Consider the following 21434-nt stretch of genomic DNA (forward strand, 5'->3'; position numbering starts at 1 on the left):
ACAGTTTGTCATCCTGAGGAACGAAGGATCTACGTTTGCTGAATCCATACCGTTGCGCTTTACTTTACGGAATTACTCGTGAAGATACTTCGTTCCTCAGTATGACAAAATTGCGAAAAAAAAGACGGAGCAACTTGTAAATCGTAGCTAAATATAGAATAGAAAACTTCTCACCTATAAATTTCCCGTTATCCACAGAACAAGAGCTGCAATCAGAAAGAATAGAAATAGAAAAATGAGATGACTTAGAAGAGACAAAAAGAAGACTTTTGTTTTGGATAATTTATTAAAGAATTGCATGTTGGTCCATAGAATCAAAACGAGATCAATAGCATACAAAATAACGGTGACGGTTTTAATTTGTGGAGTTTCACTAAAAAAATAGGCTAATGGAAATAATAGAATTCCAATAACTAATTTTTGAGACGCTTTGAAAGTATTCAATACAAAATACTCCACAAAATTGCGGCCTTGATTTCTAAAACAGATGTAAGTTCCGATCGTAAAAAGCGGAATGGAGGCAATGGTAACCCAGGAGAAATGAGTAGAAACCCATTCATTAAACTTAACTAAATCTAAGGGATTATCGGAATCAGTTTGAACTAAGTCAACGTGGAAGAAATGGTACAAAACCCCATATAACGTTGCCAAAACAACGACTAACGAAAGGGGTTTAAAATGTCTTACACGTTTACCTTCAATAAATTCACGGATACTATGTCCCGGTCTTGTAAACAATTGTTTGACCGTGTAAAGAATACCTTTATCAAAATGAAGTAATCCATGCTGGATATCATGCCATAAAAAATGCCAATTTATTAAATGAGTTTCAGCAGATTGGCCACAATTATTACAATAGTGGCCGGTATAAATTTGATGGCAGTTTTTGCAGGTAATCTCCATTATTTTAATAGTTATAATGAAAGTGTAAGGAATGGATCAATTTTATTTCTAAGCATTATTCTTTTTAAAACCATTCGGATACATAATAGCGACAAGTACTACGATGAGTAAAAAATTATATTCCATACCGTTTCTGCCTCCTCCAACAACAAACCAACCTTCCTGGAAGTGTACTAAAATTATACCCATGATAAGGACCAGTATGGTTACAAAGCCGGCTAATTTTATATATTTATTTAATAACAGCAGCACCGCTGCAACTACATGCGATAGTTTTATGGACCAGGCTAATGCTACACCAAAAGGGGCAAAGCCAATTTGGTTCAGATACAAATTGCCAAAATCATTAATACCGTTGTTAAACATTCCAAATACGGAATGCGTTAGAAGGATAATCGCAACCGAAATTCTTAAGAGTAAAGTTCCATTCATTGTTTGGTGGTTATAGTTAATTTTCAATCTAAAATAATAAAAAAACGCATATTAAATTGATTAATATGCGTTTAGTATGTAATAAATTAGTTTTTAAACTTTTCCTAAAGTATACAACTGTTCCATTGTCGGAGTTAAACTTCCTCCCGCAGGCTCAAGTGTAATTCCAAAGGCTTCCGCTGAAACGGTTTGGTTTACAGCAAATATTTTCTGATTGTTACCTTCAAAATCGCTTAACAAACCAATGCTGGTAGGAGTTAATACAGGACTTAATTTCAGCGCCCATACCTGATACACCATTCCTTTTGGAGGTTTTGGCAAACCTGCAGCATCAATATACGTCGTTTTAGTATCCTTATTCCAGTATACTTTTGCAAATGACGTTGGCGAAACAGCCTGACCACCAAGTGTAACTCCGGTATTCTTGATGTCTCTTACAATAGTCAAACTCTTTTCTGTCTCTTTGTTTTGCTGATCTAAATAAGCAAACTCTCTTTCGATTTTAGTTTTCTCATTACCAACAGTCGAAATAGCCTCTTTTGTTTGGGTCAATTCCAAAGTTTGGTACCCAAGACCTAAAAGAAGTAAGACCGCTGCAGCCCAGCCCACATATTGAGACCAGTTTGAAGTCGGTTTCATCTCGACTACTTTGCCATGTTTAAGCTCTAGGCGCGCTTTGATTTTCTCAAAATTAGACACCGAATGGAAAGGAGAAAAACTGGATGACAAAGCAACAATCGCTTTCTCGATCGATAGGATTTCCTGATCTACTTCGGGGTTATTTTTAGCCAGTTCTGCTATTTCCATATTTTCCTTTTCGGTTAATAAACCGTAAACGTATAATTCCAGAATTCCTGATTCAATATACTCTTGTGCTTCCATTATATTTTTAAATAATTACGTAAATCGTTAATACAGTTTCTGTTGTTCGTTTTGATAGTCCCCAATGGCATTGCCAATTCTTCTGAAGCTTCTTGTTGGGTGTATCCTTTGAAAAATAATAAATCGATGATCTCAATACATTTCGGCTTTAATTTTTTTACAAATTCCTGAATACCAATTGTATCAATTTTGTTGACTAACTTATTACTGTCATCTAACAGATTTACGAAATTATCGGAGGAAAGGTTTTTTTGACTGTTATTAAAATTTTTGGATCGCAGCTTGTCGATAGAAGTATTCCTAGCAATATTAAGGATCCACGTGTAAAAACGACCTTTACTTTCATTATACGAATCAATGTTTTTCCAGATTTTGACAAAAACTTCCTGCAAAACATCTTCAGCTTCTTCACGATTTTTTATTAGCACGTTTATGACCGAAAATAAACTTTTCGAATACATATCATACAAATGGGTAAAAGCTCTTTCGTCTTTCTTGTAAATTAAAACTAATAATTCTTCTTGACTCATAGGTTGGATTTTTAAGCTTAAACAAAATTTTAAAAACGTTTTTTTATTACCTGAGATAAAGGTAATTTATTTTTTTCTGTAAATGGTAATTATTTTAACAGGCTTATCCTTAGTAAAATAAGGGGTTTGAGAAAAAAATCATTTTTTTTTACTTTTTTTAAAACCAAAAGCAAACCAATTACGTAAATGCTATTATGACATGTGAAAAAGATCATATCATATAGCAAACTGGTCAAGATTTCTTATAAAATGAATGGACTGACAGTGGTTTTGTTTTAAACAGATAATTATAGTTTTCATTTTTTAATAAATAAATAGTAAAGTAAATCTCATTAAAAACGGAGTTATGCAAAAATCGAAAAATCTAATAATATTGATTGTAGGATTAACAAGTGTTTTAGCACTTGCCAATTTTAATAAGAGTCATTTTAGGCAAGAGAGGGTAGAGGGGCATAAACCGAATTTAAATTTTTCAGTTGTCTTGTAAAAGCAAAGCAGATAAGAAATAAAAGAGAATACTTTGAATTAGTAAACAAAGAGTATTTGGGGCGGAAGTTAAACTGGTCAACATTTATGAAGGGTTGTATTTTTTTAACTTCTGAAAAATTAGGCGCCGATTATAAGCCATTAAAAGTGAAGATGTTTCCGAAGGAGAAAAGTACACTACGATGGCGCCTGATTTTATTTAAAAAGAGAATCGGAATTTTAGTAGAGGACTTATTTAGCTGCTATTTGAAAGAAGATCGAATAATATAAAACGAGTTCGGAAGTGTCGAAGAAATTCAGTAAAGCACCCGGAACTCCCTGAAAATCTAAAGCAGAGATGCTTAAAAGATTCAAATTTCATGGTTTGATTTGTTTGTATGGGGAGAAGCCTAACGTCTGATTAACGTTAGGCTTCGTTTTTTTATTTAACTTATGTTTAATACAGAATATAGGGAGTAAAAAGTACCAACAAAACTGTTTTTGATTAATTTTATAAAAAATTAGAACAATGAAAAAAGTATTATTTATGGTTTATGGCGCACTATTTCTATTTAGTTGCCAAAATCAAGCACAAACAAATAAAACAAAAACTCCTAAAACGGATAACGTCATGGCAAAAGAAACTATTTACCAATTTAAAGTGGAAGATTTATCAGGAAACCCTTTTGATTTCGCCTCTTTAAAAGGAAAAAAAGTAATGATCGTAAATACCGCTTCAAAATGCGGTTTAACGCCTCAGTACAAAGATTTGGAAGCAATTTACAAAGAGTATAAAGATAAAGGCTTCGTGATTGTAGGTTTTCCGGCAAATAATTTTGCTTCACAAGAGCCTGGAACAAACGAAGAAATAGGTGCTTTTTGTCAGCAAAACTACGGAGTGACTTTCCCTATGATGGACAAAGTTTCTGTAAAAGGAGACGATATGTGTGAGGTCTATAAATTCTTAACGCAAAAAGCAAAAAATGGCGTAGAAGATTCAGAAGTAGAATGGAATTTTCAAAAATACCTGATCAATGAAAAAGGAGAACTGGTAAAAGTAATCAAACCAAGAACTTTACCTACAGATCCCGAAATCATCAATTGGATAAAAAGCTAAAAGCTGAAATTATCCAAAAAATAAAATCCACAAATTTGTTAATCAGATTTGTGGATTTTATTATTAAAGTTTCTCCGTCTCAAAGAATAAGAAAAAGCACCTTGTTTAGAAAACATATACTCAATTTGTCATTTCGAATTTAGAGGCATTATGTTTAAAATATAGGCGATTTTGGGGATAAGCCTTCGACTTCGCTCAGGGTGACATTTAGGGGAAGTTTGGAATTTGGAATTTTAGTATTGGAATTTCACCCCCTTTTTTTGTCATTTCGAGGCACGAGAAATCACACAAGGAATTCCGCGCAGAAATTACCAGTCTTTGTTGGTTTTAGAGTGTGATTTCTCGTGCCTCGAAATGACAGAACGATATGAAATAAGGCCTTGACGCTTCGGTACTATAACTATCTAGGTAAATCTTCGTAAGTAGCTCCACAACCTTTGGACTTAATCCAAAACTTTGCGAACCTTGCGTATTCCCTTGTGCACTTTGCGGTTAAGCAAATATTCCCGAACGCAGTCCGCAACTAAATCAAAATCAACTGCATAAAAACAAGATCAAGCCAATGATCAAATTTATACCCAACTTCACGAATCGTTCCTGTTGCCACAAAACCAAATCGCTCATGAAAAGCAATACTTCCCGCATTATCAGCGTCTATAGCGCCAATCATGACGTGATAGCCTTGTTCTTTGGCCAATCGAATGATTGCTGTTAACAATTTAGAACCTATTCCTTTTCCAATCACAGTGTCAACAACGTAAACAGAATGTTCAACAGTATATTGGTATCCAATTTTCTCTCTAAAAGGGCCATAACTGCCAAAACCAACAACTTCGCCATCAAGATCAGCCACAACTATTGGTAGATTTTTAGCCTGTTTGTCCTCAAACCATTTGGTTTGTACCTCCAATGTTTGAATGTCATAACTATAATTGGCAGTGGTATGCAAAATCGAATGATTTACGATGTCAAGAATTTTCTTTAAATCGTTTGTTGTAGCAGGTCTAAGTACAATGTCCATATTTATTTTAAGTTTTGAAGCACTATTTCGTGCCTAATTCAGCCAATAAAGCATCCACATCTTTGGTGCTCCAGGTCATTTCAGTGCAGATTACCTTTGCTTTTTTTGCGTATTTCAAGGCTGTTTTTTTATCTTTTATTTTGTTGTAAAGTCGGGCCAGAAGTAAGTTTCCATCATAAGAATCAGTAAGTTCTAAGGAATGATTGACCCAAAAAATGGATTTTTTCAACGCATCAATATCCTCGATGTGTTTGAGATAGGTTTGTCCGATATCCTTCAGAAAAGAAGCATCATTCCAAACCAATTTTTGAGTATCTTCTAAGGTTACTTTTTTATAGAATTTCCATTTTTCAGTGCGTTCAGCCAAAGTCAGATCAAATTTAAAAACCAAAGAATCGGTTTTCTGTAATCGGATAGATTTCGCAATTTCCCTTTGTTTGTAATAGTTTACCGTATCTAAATTATCCACAAGAGGACGCAATAATTCACTAACGATACTCACCACTTTACGATCAACACGGTTTTGCGAAGCCACAGCAGCAAATTCTTTTTGATGATTTAAAACATATTGAAATTCTCTCGAGTTAATATCGGTAACCCCATTGGCAATCACACGCCAGTTGGTCTCACTAATCAGTTGTGCATCCGATTGGGTGTTAAGATAGGTATGAGTAGCCGGTGATAAATCGGTTCTGTCTTTGCCTTTTCTTAGAGTGTTCAAATAAGCAAAAAATTTTGTTGAATTGCTTGGGTCAGCTAAGAATTCTTTCTCTAAAAAAGGCAATTGCAGCTTTGGATTTAGAGCATTATTCGCCTCCGTCATAAATTCTGCTGTTTTCATTTCGCCTTTTAAAGTGTAAAGAAGTGTTTCATTGGCATCCAAAAACAAAAACGTAGGCAGCGATTTGGTATTGAACTTTTTCTGGATCGCTTTTCCTTCTTCTTTTTCAATATTCAACCAAACGCACACATAGTTCTTTTTTAAAAAATCCATCACGGTCGGATCACTAAAGACCTCTTTTTTCATCAGATTGCAATGCGGACACCAATCAGCATAAAGCATTACAAAAAGAGATTTGTTTTCTTTTTTAGCAGTCTCGAGGCCCGTTTTGTAAGTGGTGTCATCGGGAATAAACTGATTCTGCGAATTTATAGTTTGTAGTGTAACGAAAAGTAAAAGCAAATAGAGATAGCGCATAAGTAGTTCTGTTTTATTCGAAAAATTAGCTTTTACAAATATATTCTCTTTTTCCAGAAATTGTCTTAATATCTCGCCATTTATAAGTTAAATGAACGTCGAAGTTTGTAACTTTGTAGTATAGAAAATTGATGATTTTCTTTCAAAAATAATACGTTATACGAATGATTTACCCCAAAATACCGCTTGCTCAAAGCATTATTGAGATTTGTTTGAAAAAAGGAATCACCAATATTATAATTTCTCCGGGATCCAGAAATGCTCCTTTAACAATTGGATTTGCTCAAAACCCTGATTTTACCTGTTACAGTATTGCAGATGAGCGATGTGCTGCTTTTTTTGCATTGGGAATTGCCCAGCAAACCAAACAGCCAACCGCAGTTGTTTGTACGTCAGGATCAGCATTATTAAATTATTATCCGGCTGTTGCCGAAGCTTTCTATAGTCAGATACCCTTAATTGTAATTTCGGCTGACCGTCCTCAGAGTAAAATTGATATCGGAGACGGACAAACCATCAGGCAGCAAAATGTATATGAAAATCATTCCGTTTTTAATGCCAATTTAACGGAAGATGCTTCCGTTGAAAACGATTTAAAAATCAATACCGCAATTGACACTGCCATTTCTAAAAAAGGTCCGGTACACATTAATGCGCCTTTCGAAGAACCTTTATACGAAACAGTTGAAGCACTTTCTGTAAACTCAAAAATTACAAATTCAGAACCTTTAGCAGAAACTAAAAACATAGGAAACGGAGAAGAATTTGTTTCGATTTGGAATTCAGCCAAGCGAAAATTAATTATGGTTGGCGTAAATGAAGTCAACATGATTGCAGAGGAAGTAATTGAAAGTTTAGCCAAAGACCCTTCGGTTGTGGTACTGACAGAAACAACTTCAAATCTACATCATCCGAGTTTTATTAACAGCATTGATACTTTAATTACACCCTTTGATGATATTGAATTTAAGGACTTTCACCCCGATCTTTTAGTAACTTTTGGAGGAATGATCGTTTCAAAAAGAATCAAAGGATTCTTGAGGAAATACAAACCAAAACACCATTGGCATATTGATACTTTGCGAGCTTACGACACTTTTAATGCGCTAACAAAGCATTTTGTAATGCAACCAAATCATTTTTTTAAAGACCTATTATCAAAAGCAGTAACTACAGAAAGTGATTATTTTGATACTATAAACAATAGCTACGCATTAAGAAAAATAAGGAAAAAGGAATATTTAAATAAGATTCCGTTTTCAGATTTTAAAGTTTTTGAGAAAGTAATAGCATCTTTGCCTAAAAACAGCCAGCTTCAGATTAGCAACAGTTCTGCCATTCGCTATGCGCAATTGATAGATATTGACTCTTCGATAGAGGTTTTTTGCAATAGAGGCACAAGTGGAATTGACGGTAGTACTTCAACAGCGATTGGTGCTGCAGTAGGAAGCGGAAAACAAAACGTTTTTATAACGGGTGATATTAGCTTTTTATACGACAGTAACGCCTTGTGGAATGCTTATATCCCTAAAAACTTCAAGATTATTTTAATTAATAATGGAGGAGGAGGGATCTTCAGAATTTTACCCGGACATGAAGAAAAACCGGTTTTTAATACGTATTTCGAAACTTCACATCACTTAACGGCGGAGCATCTGGCCAAAATGTATCAGTTGCGTTATTATGCCGCTTCGGATTTGAATTCGTTGGAAAAAAGTATAGAATTGCTTTATGCCGAGAATGATGTTCCGGTGTTGCTGGAAATTTTCACGCCGACTTCTGATAACGATATTATTTTAAAACAGTTTTTTAAAGAACTAATTTAGTTTATTTGTAAGTAAATAAGTGTTAAAATTGCCGTATTCTTTTGATTATAAGAGATAAAGCTATAAGTTTGATGTTATTAAATAGTACCAAATCTTTATAAATTTTATTATGAATACAAGAGAAGAATTAATCGCAAAGTATGCAGAAGATCTGAAAGAGAAATGTGGTATTGTTCCAAAAATGGAACTATTGACAAAAGTAACAATAGGCTGTGGACCATCGATTTATAATGATGATTCCTCTACGGTTGCCGGAACACAGCGATCGGAACTGGAAACGGTACGAAATAATTTTTTAATCAAGAAGTTAGGACTGTCTGAAAATGCAGCTTTAGACGAAGGTATTCAAGCCGTTCTGGAAAAGTACGGTAAGTCGAATAGGAATAAATACCGAGTTGTAGTTTATTATCTCTTGATCTTGCACTTTAAAAAAGAGGATCTCTATAAATAAAAGAAGCTTTATTAGAAATCAAAAAAGTCGCTGCCTAATAAATGTGAAGCAGCGACTTTTTTGATTTAAAAGTTGGAATTTGGAATTTAAAATATTGGAATTTAAAACCTCTAGTGCCCAATTATAATGTCGTCTTGATCAGAAAGAGCTACTTTTTCTTTGATAAAACGTTTTCCGATATTTAAAACAATAAAAGCCGTAATCGTTGTTGTAGTCATAATGGCTACCATTGGGGTAATCGAATCTTTCACAAAAACTCCCACTGCAAATGAAGCCAATGCGCCTAAGCCAAGTTGAATAGCACCCATTAAGGCCGAGGCACTTCCGGCATTCTTTGCAAACGGAGCCATAGTAAGTCCTGCAGTATTTGGATTTGATATTCCCAGGCAAGCCAGGTATATAAAGAGCATTCCGATTGTTTCATACAGTCCTAAAAGGTTCTTTAAAGACAAGATTAGGAATAGTATGCTTATGACTGATTGTGAAATTAAAGCCCCAAAAATCATTTGTTCGCTTGAGAATTTCTTTAGTAAAATCGAATTCAACTGGCTCGAACCAATAAAACTAAGCGACATAAAGGCGAAAATCCATCCATAGGTCTTAGGGTCAACATGATAAATGTCCATAAAAACGATAGGGGAGGCCGCTACGTACGAAAATAAGCCCGAAAATGCGATCGCACCCGTAAATGCATACGTATAAAATTGAGGCTCTTTTAAAACCGACAAAAAGTTGGTGATTATAGGTTTTGGCTTTAATGAAATTGAAGTATCCGGTTTATATGAATTTGGTAAACCAACTTGGGAAGCGATTAAAATAAGAATTCCCATAAACATCAAAATAAGAAATACCATATGCCAACCATAATCCTCGGTAACGTAACCACCGACTGTTGGCGCCAACATTGGCGAAAGCCCGACAACAAGCATTAACATAGAAAAAACTTTGGGAATGTCTTTTACAGGAAATAAATCTCGTACCATCGCAACTGAAGCAACTGTCGCCGCACAGCTTCCGATTGCCTGAATGAATCTCAAAAAGATAAACGAGTCAATATCGGTCACATAAACACAACCTAAAGAAGCTAAGATATAGACCATTAAACCAATAAATAGTGGTTTTTTTCGTCCAAAGCGATCTAATAATGGTCCATAAAGTAATTGTCCGGCAGAGATTCCGACAAAATAACTGGATAAACTCATTGCAACCTGAGCTACAGAAGTATCTAAATCTTTGGCTATTTCTGAGAATCCGGGCAAGTACATGTCTATTGAAAATGGACCAAGAGCTGTCAAAGAACCTAAAATTAGGATCAGTTTTATGTATTTTTTTGTTGTCATTATCTTAAAAAAAGGCTTTTAATTTTTTGCAAAGGTAAAGATTTCATATCTTTCTAAGTGATTAAAGTCTTTTTTATGGAAAGACTGAATTTTTAAACCTGGTTAAGTTGCTATGTGATTACTAATCTAAAATTAAAAATTATGAAAAAGTACGTTTTATTATTATCGCTTGTATTTACATCAATTTCATTTGCTCAGACCATTAGCTCAAAAATTGAGACGACAAGCCCCGAGCAGTATGAATTTCTTAAAAAAGTCAGTGAATATTATTCGGATATTCCACTTACAAAACAAATCACCAATTTTTATGCAGACGGCAAGATTATCGATTCTAAGCAGGAATTTGACCTGAGAGGCACACCATTTAGTGCATATAGCTTAGGACTTGGGCCTTATAATCAAAAAGTCACGTTCAATTACACCACAAAAGCCGATGGAAAATCTCATGGTGATGTAACTCTTTTTGACGGAGATTATTATAAAACAATTTACTATGACGACAAAAAAGAGTTTGAATTGTTTGTAAACGGAAAATCAGTTTACGTTAAAAAATAAAACAATAGAAATTGCTTTTCAAAAACCTCTGTAATTAGTTTACAGAGGTTTTTTTTGCAGTATATTTGAAAAGTAATTTACAAAAAAAACTCTTTTTATATGAAGAAAATCAGCTTACTTTTTCTATTTTTTTCTTTGGCAGGATATTCCCAAACCAATTTGTTTACCGGAACCTGGAGCAACGAAAATTGCAAAGATTGCAGTAAAAAATACATTTTGAATCTCATCTTGGCCCAATCAAATTCAAACATTTTTGGGACAGCTGAAATAATCAACAACGACGAAAAAAAGAACACCGGTATCATGGAGGTCACCGGATTTGTTTATCCTCTTGGCGAAAAAGCTATAGTAAAACTTAAAGGTAAAAATGGCATTGGTGCAAGTATTATTCTTGATGTAAGTGATAAAAATATTCAGTTTACTAAAAGAGCCGGTTCAGACTTGATTCCGCAAGAAACGATTTTGACTAAGTTGTATGATTAAAAAAAATACGCACGCAGATTTAGCGGATTTTAGCGGAAGATCACTGAAAAAATCTGCTAAATCTGCCAAATCTGCGTGAAAATATTATTTCCCTTCAATCAATTAGAAATTATTAATCTTTCGAAAAATAAGGATCAATAGAAGATCTTGTACCAACAATATTTTGACCGTATAAAAAGTTTAGTTTGTCTGAATATATTTGAGAAAACTCTAAACGAATATTTGTACCTCTTGAAGAATTAGGAGCGTCTTGAGTTACAATAGAATGAGGCGCTACGTGTTTAAAAAGTAAACTCTCTGTTTTATAACAACTTCCGTTGTCAATAACATAACAAACATCTACATAAGCATTATCAACCACATAATCAGAATCGTTTGTAAATGAAATTTGTAAATTCTCAATACCTCCAATTTCATAATAACTAAATTTATTGTTACTAACCTTAAAATAAGTATTCCAATTATTCCTTATCTCTCTATTTTTAATAGTTAGATCTTCTAAAGAACTAGAAACAGAGTCAACATACTTCTGAGGCTCCATTTCATTTTTAAAACCAGCAGGAGAATGAGAGTTTATAAAAGACGCAGAAACAAGAATAATAAGAACAGCTACTAATCCAATCAAAATTTTTAATAAAGTGTTTTTTTTCATGTGGTATTGTTTTGTGGGTTTATGGTTGTTAAATATTTTCAAATATAATGCCAATAATTTTAATTTCACTTTACCAATTGCTATAAAAGAATAAATAATTATACCTTAGAAAAAGAATCGATAGTATATTTATTATTACTTTAGTAAGAATATTAATTACAAAAAAAAATATAACTAATGAAAATTATTGAATTTGATCTTATTACACACGGGAAACCACAAAAACATTTGATTAACATAGAACATATTATGTATGTAGAAGAAAATTTATCATCTACTAAAATAATGTTATCCAATGGTGAAAAAAAAGATATCAAGCTGGACTACATAACTGTTGTAGAAAAAATTAAAGAGGCAAATTCTAAACAATAAAACAAAATACTATGAAAATGATCTTTTCAGTATAGGAACCTCACTAACATTAATAAGCCTTTGTAAATTAATACAAAAGCTTATCTATTATTTAATCATTGAAGTATTGTCGAGAAGTATAATTACCAGTTTTCGATTGTATTTTGTTAATTCTATAGATAACACTTGGTGTAATTCCTTAAAACAAATCGTTTTTAGTTCATATGGTGATTGTTTAATTAATTACAGTATAAATGAACCATAATTTATAGTATGGAAAACTGTTTTTTTCGGAAGTAATTTGTATCTTTGTCATTGTATTTTATCAATAAGAGCCAAGATGTTAGCGCATCGTTTGAGGCTCTTTTTTTTTGGGTTAAACTTAAGTATTTGATATTGTAGCGCTTAGGGCTACGCCAGTTAACGAATTAATAATATAACCTAAAAATTTAGCTCTGCTTTATCTCTGGTAATAAATCCGATTTTTGGACCACATTGGCCATTTTCTAACTTTTGGTATATTTTTAAATAGCGAAAATCCTCTTTGCTTCTCCAGTAGTAACTGAGATATTGCAAAGAGGCTTCTTTAAACTTAAACCAACAGGAATTAGTTCCATTCGCTAGTATATGCGAAAAAGTGACTTTTAATAAGCCGTTTTTTAGTTTTGTAGACATGATATGTATTTTATCAACGAGAGACTGTTAGCGCAGTCATTTTAAATCTCGTAGAAGTTTCCCCAAATATACATACTATTTTCAATTTAAATGTTAAAATGTAAGAGTTTTTACCTCCCCTACTCGATAGGGCATATTTAAAAAAATTCTTACATAGGGATGAAGTCAATATTGCAAAGTGGTGATAAATAAGTATTTGCTTTTCTAAAGTCACCATCTTTGATAATTTGCATGTCAAAAAATTCGGTTGACATTATCAATCTTTCCAAATCCGTTAAATCAATACATGGGTGCGGTTCTCTCTTAAAAAAAACGCCTTGTCGTATGTTTATGAAGATTAAATCTTCTGGAATAAGAATTGATGTATCTAATGTATCGCACTTAATAGTGTTTATGGTATAATTCCTGTTTAGGTAATACAGGGTATATCCTTCGTCTGCTGATGGTAAAGCCATAGATTAAATTTTTAAATATCGTCTGAGATAGGTTAATTCGTCTTTGTCCATGTATTTCAAAATGTCATTTCTTAGATTTCTTGAGTTAGTGTCTACTTCGTAGTATAATTTTTCAAGAATCGCAAAATTATTCCTTTGGTATACTAAGGTTTTTCGTGCCGATTTGTCATTTTCTGTCCAACCTCGAGGGTCTAAGAAATCATACCAATTACCCGCATCTTTATATTTTACGCCTAAATCATGGGCTAATGACGTACTAGCAGCCCAAAGGGCACTACTGGAGGTTATTGCTTTTCTTTTTTGATTCTGAGATAATGGATTGCCATTTTCAACAAGTTTGATATCTTTTAAAACTTCAGCTTTGGCCTCAGCTTCTTTTACATAGTTATCACCTTGATTGATAATGTTTTTGGTCGCTTGGTCTTCTAAATAGCGTTTAAGGTATGGGATAACCAAAAGCATAGCCGCTATAATTAACCAATTGCGTTTAATGAAGTCAAAAGCATCATTAAACGCATGATTTTGATTGTTTTTACTATTTTTTATCATGAATAAAAACTTTGTATCCTACTGCAATTACACCAACGATTAAGCCAGCGATAATTACGACTTGATTAGCGATGATGAATGTTTTAAATTTTTCCATTTTTAATAATTTTTATAAGTTTTTAAATTTGTTTTTTTACTGCGTTGCTGATTAATCAAAAAAAAAGCACTAGGAATGTTAAGACTGGTAATAGTGGTTTGAAATTCTTTTTAATAGTCACAGTTAGCGATTTTGTGGAAACGTCTCCGAGTAATTCTAAAGCTTGTTGGATATCAGAATCTTTTACTTCTGTATGTGCTCCACCTAATTCTACTTTTAAAATTGCACGAACCAATAAGGTCAAGAACTCGTTATTAATGGCTGTTATTTTATCATCAGGCTTGACACCTATAGACTTACAAACACTCAAGATGTAAGCTTTAGTATTGTTTTCTGATTTCGGCGCATATTCGTTTATTAATTTAGTAACGGTGTTCTTGCCTTTATTGATATCGTGTATTAGGTCTTTTAACATGGCTCTAAGACCCCATTTTAAAGAATTAAATTGCTCAAATTTAGCGTCTTTACTCTGCGGGAACGGTATTTTTCCCTGCCACGCATCAGGGGTTCTCACTAGATTGCCCGGGTTATTGTTTCTTAAGCCTCTTACAGCGTGGTTATTCAGGAACGATTTGCTCATTTGCTTCTAAATTTTGTGGTTCTTTTGGTTGTAAATCTTCTATTGTATCGATAGCATATTGAATAATTTTCAAGAATGCCACAGCGTAAATGCTGAATTTAGCGACGGTTTTTAAGCCGTTTAAAATGCCTCCTAATTTTTTCATATTTATCTCGATTTAAAGTTTTTACCAAAATAGCCCGTTACACGTTTACCGCTTCTCGTTACACCGCTACCGTTAGGGGTGATGCACAAACCTAAATCCTGAATTACAATGACCTGTGTTTTCACATTCATTAAAACATGATAGGTTTGATTCGTACCTATGGAAGTGTTTTTAATGGTACAAATCATTTTTTGGTATTCTTTGTCTTGATTGCCCGATTTTCCCTGAGAATTGACGATTTCTAAACCTTTACCATTTCCACCGCTATAAGGGGTTACAGTTGCTTGCATGAGCCCCATTTTAGTCTTTCTCCAAGCGTTTACAATTGTATTGCCTTCAAAATTTCCGTTTCTGATTTTAGAGTAAACCGCTCCGCTACGCTTGAATATTTGCCCCTGTTGTGGAGTCTGATTTGGCGCAGCAACAAAAGAGTTATTTCTTTGGAAATTATTTGCTGTATTTCTTTGATTGCCTACGGGATAAAAATTGCCGTCTGAGCCTTTATAAAAAGTTTGTGACATTAGATTTCTGTGTTTTGATTACTGATTACTTCTTTAGGTTTTTTAAGCATTTTCCATGCTGTAATTACTCCGATTATCAATTGAATAGCAATTTTAATAATCTCACTCGTTGGAGTGGGAGAGGGCATGGCTTCAACTCCTTGAATTGCGCCAATACCCATTGTTCCAGTTAATAAAGTCATATTAAAACCTCCTTTTTTGCGTTGTCTTTTTTGAGGTCTGTTTGTACAAGAAGATTGCACCGACTAAGACACCTAAACCGATTAATAATTTATTTAAGTGTTTGGTAAACCAAGCTTTAATGGATTGGTCTGCGATTTCTGCCCCAATACTACCCGCAGCTTCTTTTGTTCCCGCAGAGGTTTGCGCAATGAGTTCATTTGTTGCCCCTTTTGCAAAATTTTTAAAGACACCACCCGCCTGTTGTCCTACTAAAGCACCTGAGGTAGCCGCTTTTTCCTGAGCCACTTGCGCCCAGTATTCTGCTTGCTGTTGATTTCCCGCTTCAATTGCTGCTTTTTCTTGTTTTCTCGCCTCATGCGCTTCTGAGATACCTCCCACAACGTTTTGAGCTAAACCGCCAACAACTGGTATCATTGATAAGAGTGGAGTTCCTATCTTTACCACGTTTTTTAAAGAGACTTGTTTAAGTCCTTTTTTGACAGCCTTTCCGATTTTTTTAAACAAACCCATTACGATTCAATTCGGCATAAAAGGTTAACAATAGCGCCCTGTGCTTTTCTAACGTTAATCGATTTAACTCCAAATAATGGAAGTTGCAATTTTGAAGCAAAAGCACTCTTTGTTGTTCCATCTTGACGAACATACGCTACAGGGTCAACCTGACGGCTAAGACATCTTAACTCATGAAGTGTGTATTTTACTACTACATCATTGAAAAATGTATAAGCAATTTCCGTGATAGTATCAGAGTTATCAATTAAAGCGAGATCGCAATGTTCAATTTCGAAATTCTTGTCTTTATCGTCCGATGCCATTGATTTGTTTTCAAAGGATAATACTTTTTCAGACATTTGAGGCTCTTCGATACCATTCAAAACATAGGTCTCGGCAGCTTTTAAACCCGTTAATTCGATTTTGATAACGTCTTTTTCTTCCAAGAAGACAAAACCATCCTCAGCGATTTCACATACTGCGGTTGTTTTAAAGGTTGTATCAGCCGTTACAGCGTCATCGTTGAAAGTAGTTAAAGCAATAAAATCAAAGAGCGACATAAATCCTTTGGTAATCTCCAAGTTACCCGTTTTACGCTCGACCTCAATTTTAATTTGCTCCGTTGTTAAAGCTTCCAAATCCAATGACATAGAAACAATTAAAGAACCAACTGATTTGGTTAAAAGCAAAACACCTGATTTAGTCAAGTTTTTGCCTTGTGAAGTAAATAATTCCATTTTTATAAATGTTTTTTGATTGATGATTGGGTCAAAATTGAGCATAAAAAAACCCCGTAATTCGGGGCTTGTGCTAATTTGTGCGCTAATGTGTCTTTTTGTACTTATTTGGCATTAACTTTGAAATACGAATTAACATGACATAATAAAACGGTTGTAATAGCGTATTCCTGTTTTATATCTTTTATAAAACTTTTTGCGGTATTCACATGAACACCCATTGAATTGGCTAATTCTTTAGCAGTAATGACTTTTAATAGTTCCATAGGTTGTAGATTTTTTGGGTTTGGATAGGAGAGGGGTGCAACCCTCTCTTTTTTATTTTAATAGATTTTTTAATATTTTTTTTTCAAATTTTAGCATTTCTAAATCTTTACTCATTCCAAAGAGTGAGAACGGCCTATATATAATTAGCGCAGAATGATTTTGTATTTGCATATCAATCATTTTAATTCTAGTTTTTACTTTTTTCTTAATCATGGGAATAAATTTAATTGGTTTACTGGCGGCAATTTTGATAAGTCGACGAGGGGCTCGAAGATTTCCTTTTCAGACAAATTTTGTTTCTCGAGAAACCATTTACAGGAATTTCTTTTAAAAGTTACCTCCGTGAATTTTCCGCACATTCCAGCGTCTCGAGTGGCGTGATGATGTAGGAATTTGGTTCGGTCGAATGAGGCACAATTTTCACATGTTTTTTTCATATTTTAGATTTTAGCAGATTAACAAATTTGTTAAATGAATCCCGACTATCATTAGTCGGGATTTTGGGAAATTTTAAGACCGAGAATTAAGCCGATTAAAAGGCAAATTATATATATAAAAATGTCATTCATTTTTGTAAGAATTTGGACGGTTATTTTGCTTGTCAATAGTTTCACGTTATTTAATCTTATTATTCCTGGACAAATGGGTGCTTTTTAACGTTGTTTTAGTCAGCTGCAGAAAAGATCCGGAAACAACTTTCACGTTATTTTTCCATAATCCAACCAAATAAATCTTTCAAATTATCTAATCTTCTTTCATAATGTGACAAGCTTTGTTTTGTTTTAAATAATTCTTCTTTTAGCGTTTTAATTTCTTCCAGCTTCTTGAAATAATTTATAACAGAATGTTCAACCGCTTTAGAATTTGTACTAATGTCAAATTCTTTCTTTATCCTGTTAACTTCGGTTTCAAACTCTAAAGAGATGTTTCTTAAATCTATATTCATATCATTTGTTTTTGGTGGATATTAAGTTCGCTTTTAATCCATTTTAAAAGCGCAATTTCTTTTTGAACTGCTTTGTATTCGCCTGTATACTCTTTTCTTAAAATGAAAGAATACTCTCCGCGATCTAATTCTCTTTGCAAGTTATCTGAGTACTCATTTAGGGCTTGCAGCCTTTTTTCGTAAAAGTCATTAAATATCTCCATGTGTCTTGTTTTAAAGGTCTACACCTAAGTTTTGTAAAAATTGGTTACTACGTTCGTTGCTTTGAATTTTAATATTTAGATTCTTATCACGGTTTTTTAAATCATCAATCAATTTTTTTGCTTTTGATTTTGTACGTGATTTTGATACAGGGCAGTTAATTAAGTAGGTGAAGCCTAAAAGTTTTTCTTCATCAAAACCCAATTTTATGAGATTTTCAATATAAAATTGAACCATAACATCACTTGGATTTAACTCAGAATCGACTTTAGATTTGGTTTTAGGCTCTATGTAGTGTTTAATGCCGCTTTTAGCGATTAAATGCAACTCTTTAGGATTTGCCTTTAATAAATCAAAAAGTGTTTTAAAATCAGCTTTAAAACCTTGTTTACATAGATATTCTTTATGCTTATGTGCTTTAATTGTAAACTCATAGCGTACAAGATTATCAATTACGCTTGTTCTCATAGGTTCAAGAAAAGCCTTATAAAAGGTGATTGACTTTGATAAAAGTTCAAAGCCTTTATGATAAATTTTACAGTAAGGTGTTGTATTTGTTGCTTTTTCACGTTTATTAAAATCTAGTCCTAAATTATTTGTGTTTTTTAAAGTGTTTGATTGGGAAATATGATGTAACAGTGGTTTTTTTCCTGAATTTGGATTTTGCAGGATTAAACTAAATGCAGTTTTTAAGCTTTTTAAGTCAATTAGCTGATTAATACAAATGTCAATATCAGAAACAAGACCTTCCAAAAAGTCTTTATTAGAAATACGCAGGACACCGAAAGAATTAATATCAGTAACAATACTTGCATAATTATCTGACGTAATTCCTTCAAAATAACGTTCTTTAAGCATCTTAGCTGAGATTTGAAATACAACATATTCATGAGCGAGTTTTTTTGAATCAATAAAGGCTTTGATGTAAAACCTATAAGTAATTCCGTTAATAATTTTTGTGAATGGTTCAGCTTTGCGAAAATTATCGCCAAGTTTTTGATTTTCATTTCCATCATTATCCAAAGTTTCAATATCTGGGTAATATGCAATGAAGTCAGTTATCAGACGTTTATCGAGAATTTTAACTTTTTCAAGCTTTACTCGAATCTTTAACGAATCTATTAATCCAGTATTAAACATAACAACAGAATTAAGGTTAATAAATTGACTGCTAAATAGATAGCAACACTTTTGAACCATAATTTATATTATGTAAAATAGACTTTTTCAGAACCCCACTGGACTAACTTATCACAGATTTGTAATAGAAACAATATAACGTTCAAGAATATCCTGATTAACATATACTTCACTATCATAGGTTTAGAATAATAAATAACAAAAATAATGACTATTAAATCAGATATTCTGAGATTTATTTAAAATCATGAAGATGCTTTCATTGTAAGAGTTTATTTTATTATTTTTACATTCGATACTTTAAAAAAAATTATCAAATCTATGAATACAATTGCTGAGCATATCGCGGATTTTTTAAAAGAATACCAGCCGTTTAAAAATCTGACTTTTCAAGAACTATCAGATATTGCAACCAATATTCGTGTTATTAATTTAGAAAAACACGCAGTATTGTTTCAAAATAATGATGTGCTGCATGATAGTTTTTATGTAGTCGCTTCGGGTGTTATAAATTTAACAACGATTGCCGATGCTGAGGAAACGATTATAAACAAATGTAATGAAGGTGATATTTTTGGCTTACGTCCGTTTTTTGCCAAAAATAACTATATGATGTCGGCCAAAGCGCGTGAAGAAAGTATCGTTTATGCGATACCAATTGCTGTTTTCAGGCCTTTTGTGGCTAATAATTCGGATGTTTTAAACTTCTTATTGGAAAGTTTTGCAACAAATTCAAGACACACCAAAGACAACGTAAGTTCAAACGGAAAAGCAATTTCTGACACTTCTTTTTATGTAGATCAGCAGTCAGAAATGCAATATATTCAATCCCTTACCTATAATGTTGCTCCATTAAAAACAGAAGCGCATCATATTGTAAAAGATGTGGCGATTTTAATGACGGAATCAATGGTGGATAATATTGTCGTTTGCGAAAAAAACCATCCAATTGGTATTGTTACCGACGCCGATTTATCGTCTAAAATTGCGACAGGCCGCTTTCCTATTACGGAAACGATTGACAAGATCATGTCGTCGCCGGTTGTTACGGTATTAGAAAATGTTTCTTTGGCGGAAGCACAATTATTGATGTTGAAACACAATGTAACGCATTTATGTGTGACAAAAGACGGTACAAGTAAATCTGCCGTGCGAGGAATTATCTCTGAACACGATTTGATTGTGGCTCAGGCCAGTAATCCGGGAGTGTTAATCAAGGAAATTAAGCGTTCACAACTTCCGAAAGATTTAAAACAAATACGTGATCGTTTGTCTGATCTTATTCAGAATTCGATTCAAAAGAATATTCCAATTTCACATGTTAGTAATATTGCCAGTGAAATTAATTTAGCTATAATCAAACGATCTGTTGAATTGTCAATTTTAGATTTGGGCTCACCTCCTGCTCGTTTTGCATGGTTAAGTATTGGTAGTCAGGGTCGTAAGGAGCAATTGTTGCTTACGGATCAGGATAGTATTTTAATCTTTGAAGATGTAACTGCTGATAAATACAGAGACGTTAAGGATTACTTTTTAAGATTGGCAAAAAGAACTACTGCTATCTTAGAAAAAGTAGGTTACGAACTTTGTCCAAATGGGCATATGGGAAGTAATATGTTGTGGTGTAAGTCACTGACAGACTGGACGAAACAGTACAACAGTTGGATGAATACTCCAGGTGAAAACAGTAACGATTTGAGTAGTATTTTCTTTGATTATGAAATTGTTTTTGGGGAACCAAAAATTGAAGAAGCTATAGAAAATGTTATTTTCAAAAACGCAGTCAACAATACCTTGTTTTTTGACTTTCTAGGAAATGATGCTTTGAAGAGAAACTCCCCGTTGAGTTTTTTCAAAAAGTTTCTTATTGAAGAAGAAGGTCCGCATAAAGGAGCATTTGATATTAAAACCCGTGCTTTAATGCCTTTGATTGATGGAGCGCGTTTGTTAATTTTGAATTCAAATATAAAAGGAATACAAAACACTTATTTAAGATTTAAGCAATTAGCGATAACAGATTCTAAAAATGCGGAGATTTATTTAAGTTGTGCTGATGCTTTCTTGACATTATCAAAATTTAGAACGGTTGAAGGACTGCGAAATGATGATTCGGGACAATATATCAATTTAAAAGAAATGTCTAAAAACGATAAAGAGAAATTAAAAAATGCTTTGTCGCCAATGAAAGATCTGGAAGAATTAATTAAAAGTAAATTTCAACTTACACAATTCTCTTAATA

28 protein-coding genes are annotated in these 21434 nt (G+C 33.3%); 7 read left to right on the top strand and 21 right to left on the bottom strand.

The window, feature by feature from the left end; all coding sequences use genetic code 11:
• Window positions 1-174: 174 nt before the first annotated feature.
• From AB674_RS21835 to AB674_RS06580, 4 genes are all read right to left on the bottom strand, one after another.
• On the bottom strand, window positions 175-903 hold the full coding sequence (locus AB674_RS21835; RefSeq protein WP_053004210.1) for a DUF3667 domain-containing protein: 729 nt from the start codon (window positions 901-903) through the stop codon (window positions 175-177).
• A 48-nt stretch (window positions 904-951) separates the two neighbouring features.
• Window positions 952-1335: a DoxX family protein gene (locus AB674_RS06570; protein WP_047774996.1), complete on the bottom strand. Its 384-nt coding sequence runs from the start codon at window positions 1333-1335 to the stop codon at window positions 952-954.
• A 93-nt stretch (window positions 1336-1428) separates the two neighbouring features.
• Entirely contained in the window at window positions 1429-2217 is a 789-nt protein-coding gene (locus AB674_RS06575; protein ID WP_047774998.1) for an anti-sigma factor domain-containing protein, read from the bottom strand.
• Window positions 2217-2747, bottom strand: a complete 531-nt coding sequence (locus AB674_RS06580) for an RNA polymerase sigma factor (protein WP_047775000.1) — start codon at window positions 2745-2747, stop codon at window positions 2217-2219. Before AB674_RS06580 ends, AB674_RS06575 begins: the two co-directional genes overlap by 1 nt.
• A 994-nt stretch (window positions 2748-3741) precedes the next feature.
• Here AB674_RS06580 and AB674_RS06590 point away from each other — a divergent pair.
• Entirely contained in the window at window positions 3742-4329 is a 588-nt protein-coding gene (locus AB674_RS06590; RefSeq protein ID WP_047775003.1) for a glutathione peroxidase, read from the top strand.
• Between the two features lie 523 nt (window positions 4330-4852).
• Here the strand turns inward: AB674_RS06590 and AB674_RS06595 are convergent.
• Window positions 4853-5350 carry a GNAT family N-acetyltransferase gene (locus tag AB674_RS06595; protein WP_047775005.1) on the bottom strand — a complete coding sequence of 166 codons (498 nt, stop codon included), beginning with the start codon at window positions 5348-5350 and terminating at the stop codon, window positions 4853-4855.
• A 22-nt stretch (window positions 5351-5372) separates the two neighbouring features.
• Complete coding sequence (locus AB674_RS06600) at window positions 5373-6548, bottom strand: thioredoxin family protein (RefSeq protein WP_047775006.1); 1176 nt, start codon at window positions 6546-6548, stop codon at window positions 5373-5375.
• Between the two features lie 164 nt (window positions 6549-6712).
• Here AB674_RS06600 and menD point away from each other — a divergent pair, with 164 nt between their 5' ends.
• Together menD and AB674_RS06610 are read left to right on the top strand one after the other, a co-directional pair.
• Window positions 6713-8374, top strand: a complete 1662-nt coding sequence (gene menD / locus AB674_RS06605) for a 2-succinyl-5-enolpyruvyl-6-hydroxy-3-cyclohexene-1-carboxylic-acid synthase (protein WP_047775008.1) — start codon at window positions 6713-6715, stop codon at window positions 8372-8374.
• 109 nt (window positions 8375-8483) lie between these two features.
• Entirely contained in the window at window positions 8484-8825 is a 342-nt protein-coding gene (locus AB674_RS06610; RefSeq protein ID WP_047775010.1) for a DUF2853 family protein, read from the top strand.
• Between the two features lie 110 nt (window positions 8826-8935).
• Here AB674_RS06610 and AB674_RS06615 read toward each other — a convergent pair whose 3' ends face one another.
• Window positions 8936-10165 (bottom strand): multidrug effflux MFS transporter, encoded by a 1230-nt coding sequence (locus AB674_RS06615; protein ID WP_047775012.1) that lies wholly within the window; start codon window positions 10163-10165, stop codon window positions 8936-8938.
• Window positions 10166-10306: 141 nt separating this feature from the next.
• Between AB674_RS06615 and AB674_RS06620 the strand changes: the two genes are divergently transcribed.
• The gene (locus AB674_RS06620) at window positions 10307-10720 is read left to right on the top strand and encodes a hypothetical protein (RefSeq protein WP_047775013.1); all 414 of its coding nucleotides are present in this window, start codon (window positions 10307-10309) and stop codon (window positions 10718-10720) included.
• Window positions 10721-10819: 99 nt separating this feature from the next.
• Window positions 10820-11203 carry a hypothetical protein gene (locus AB674_RS06625; RefSeq protein ID WP_047775014.1) on the top strand — a complete coding sequence of 128 codons (384 nt, stop codon included), beginning with the start codon at window positions 10820-10822 and terminating at the stop codon, window positions 11201-11203.
• Window positions 11204-11315: 112 nt separating this feature from the next.
• On the opposite strand, the gene AB674_RS06630 is transcribed toward AB674_RS06625, so the two are convergent.
• Window positions 11316-11855, bottom strand: coding sequence for a hypothetical protein (locus AB674_RS06630; RefSeq protein ID WP_047775016.1), 540 nt, complete (start codon window positions 11853-11855; stop codon window positions 11316-11318).
• Between the two features lie 177 nt (window positions 11856-12032).
• Between AB674_RS06630 and AB674_RS06635 the strand changes: the two genes are divergently transcribed.
• Complete coding sequence (locus tag AB674_RS06635) at window positions 12033-12227, top strand: hypothetical protein (protein ID WP_047775018.1); 195 nt, start codon at window positions 12033-12035, stop codon at window positions 12225-12227.
• A gap of 420 nt (window positions 12228-12647) precedes the next feature.
• Here the strand turns inward: AB674_RS06635 and AB674_RS06640 are convergent, their stop codons facing one another.
• The 13 genes from AB674_RS06640 to AB674_RS06695 all read right to left on the bottom strand — a co-directional run bounded on the left by AB674_RS06640 (window position 12648) and on the right by AB674_RS06695 (window position 19194).
• Window positions 12648-12881 (bottom strand): hypothetical protein, encoded by a 234-nt coding sequence (locus AB674_RS06640; RefSeq protein ID WP_047775020.1) that lies wholly within the window; start codon window positions 12879-12881, stop codon window positions 12648-12650.
• 149 nt (window positions 12882-13030) lie between these two features.
• Complete coding sequence (locus AB674_RS06645) at window positions 13031-13336, bottom strand: hypothetical protein (protein ID WP_047775021.1); 306 nt, start codon at window positions 13334-13336, stop codon at window positions 13031-13033.
• A 3-nt stretch (window positions 13337-13339) separates the two neighbouring features.
• On the bottom strand, window positions 13340-13885 hold the full coding sequence (locus AB674_RS06650; RefSeq protein WP_047775023.1) for a hypothetical protein: 546 nt from the start codon (window positions 13883-13885) through the stop codon (window positions 13340-13342).
• Window positions 13886-14037: 152 nt separating this feature from the next.
• Window positions 14038-14562 (bottom strand): hypothetical protein, encoded by a 525-nt coding sequence (locus AB674_RS06655; RefSeq protein WP_053004211.1) that lies wholly within the window; start codon window positions 14560-14562, stop codon window positions 14038-14040.
• Complete coding sequence (locus tag AB674_RS22810; protein WP_165579360.1) at window positions 14540-14707, bottom strand: hypothetical protein; 168 nt, start codon at window positions 14705-14707, stop codon at window positions 14540-14542. Before AB674_RS22810 ends, AB674_RS06655 begins: the two co-directional genes overlap by 23 nt.
• 2 nt (window positions 14708-14709) lie before the next feature.
• Window positions 14710-15228 (bottom strand): hypothetical protein, encoded by a 519-nt coding sequence (locus tag AB674_RS06660; protein WP_047775024.1) that lies wholly within the window; start codon window positions 15226-15228, stop codon window positions 14710-14712.
• Window positions 15228-15410: a hypothetical protein gene (locus AB674_RS06665; protein ID WP_047775025.1), complete on the bottom strand. Its 183-nt coding sequence runs from the start codon at window positions 15408-15410 to the stop codon at window positions 15228-15230. The genes AB674_RS06660 and AB674_RS06665 overlap by 1 nt, the downstream gene beginning before the upstream one ends.
• Window position 15411: 1 nt before the next feature.
• Window positions 15412-15915: a hypothetical protein gene (locus AB674_RS06670; RefSeq protein WP_131701518.1), complete on the bottom strand. Its 504-nt coding sequence runs from the start codon at window positions 15913-15915 to the stop codon at window positions 15412-15414.
• A 5-nt stretch (window positions 15916-15920) separates the two neighbouring features.
• Window positions 15921-16640 (bottom strand): hypothetical protein, encoded by a 720-nt coding sequence (locus AB674_RS06675; protein ID WP_131701519.1) that lies wholly within the window; start codon window positions 16638-16640, stop codon window positions 15921-15923.
• Window positions 16641-16744: 104 nt separating this feature from the next.
• Window positions 16745-16906: a hypothetical protein gene (locus AB674_RS22815; protein WP_165579361.1), complete on the bottom strand. Its 162-nt coding sequence runs from the start codon at window positions 16904-16906 to the stop codon at window positions 16745-16747.
• 704 nt (window positions 16907-17610) lie between these two features.
• A complete protein-coding gene (locus AB674_RS06685; RefSeq protein WP_047775032.1) occupies window positions 17611-17853 on the bottom strand; it encodes a hypothetical protein in 243 nt (80 codons plus the stop codon).
• Window positions 17850-18056, bottom strand: a complete 207-nt coding sequence (locus tag AB674_RS06690; RefSeq protein ID WP_047775033.1) for a hypothetical protein — start codon at window positions 18054-18056, stop codon at window positions 17850-17852. The genes AB674_RS06685 and AB674_RS06690 overlap by 4 nt, the downstream gene beginning before the upstream one ends.
• A 10-nt stretch (window positions 18057-18066) precedes the next feature.
• A complete protein-coding gene (locus AB674_RS06695; protein ID WP_047775035.1) occupies window positions 18067-19194 on the bottom strand; it encodes a hypothetical protein in 1128 nt (375 codons plus the stop codon).
• Between the two features lie 321 nt (window positions 19195-19515).
• Between AB674_RS06695 and AB674_RS06700 the strand changes: the two genes are divergently transcribed.
• On the top strand, window positions 19516-21432 hold the full coding sequence (locus AB674_RS06700) for a DUF294 nucleotidyltransferase-like domain-containing protein (RefSeq protein WP_047775036.1): 1917 nt from the start codon (window positions 19516-19518) through the stop codon (window positions 21430-21432).
• The last annotated feature ends 2 nt before the right edge of the window (window positions 21433-21434 follow it).

Origin of the sequence: Flavobacterium sp. ABG, from assembly GCF_001027725.1 — a bacterium.
Lineage (GTDB): Bacteria > Bacteroidota > Bacteroidia > Flavobacteriales > Flavobacteriaceae > Flavobacterium > Flavobacterium cupriresistens.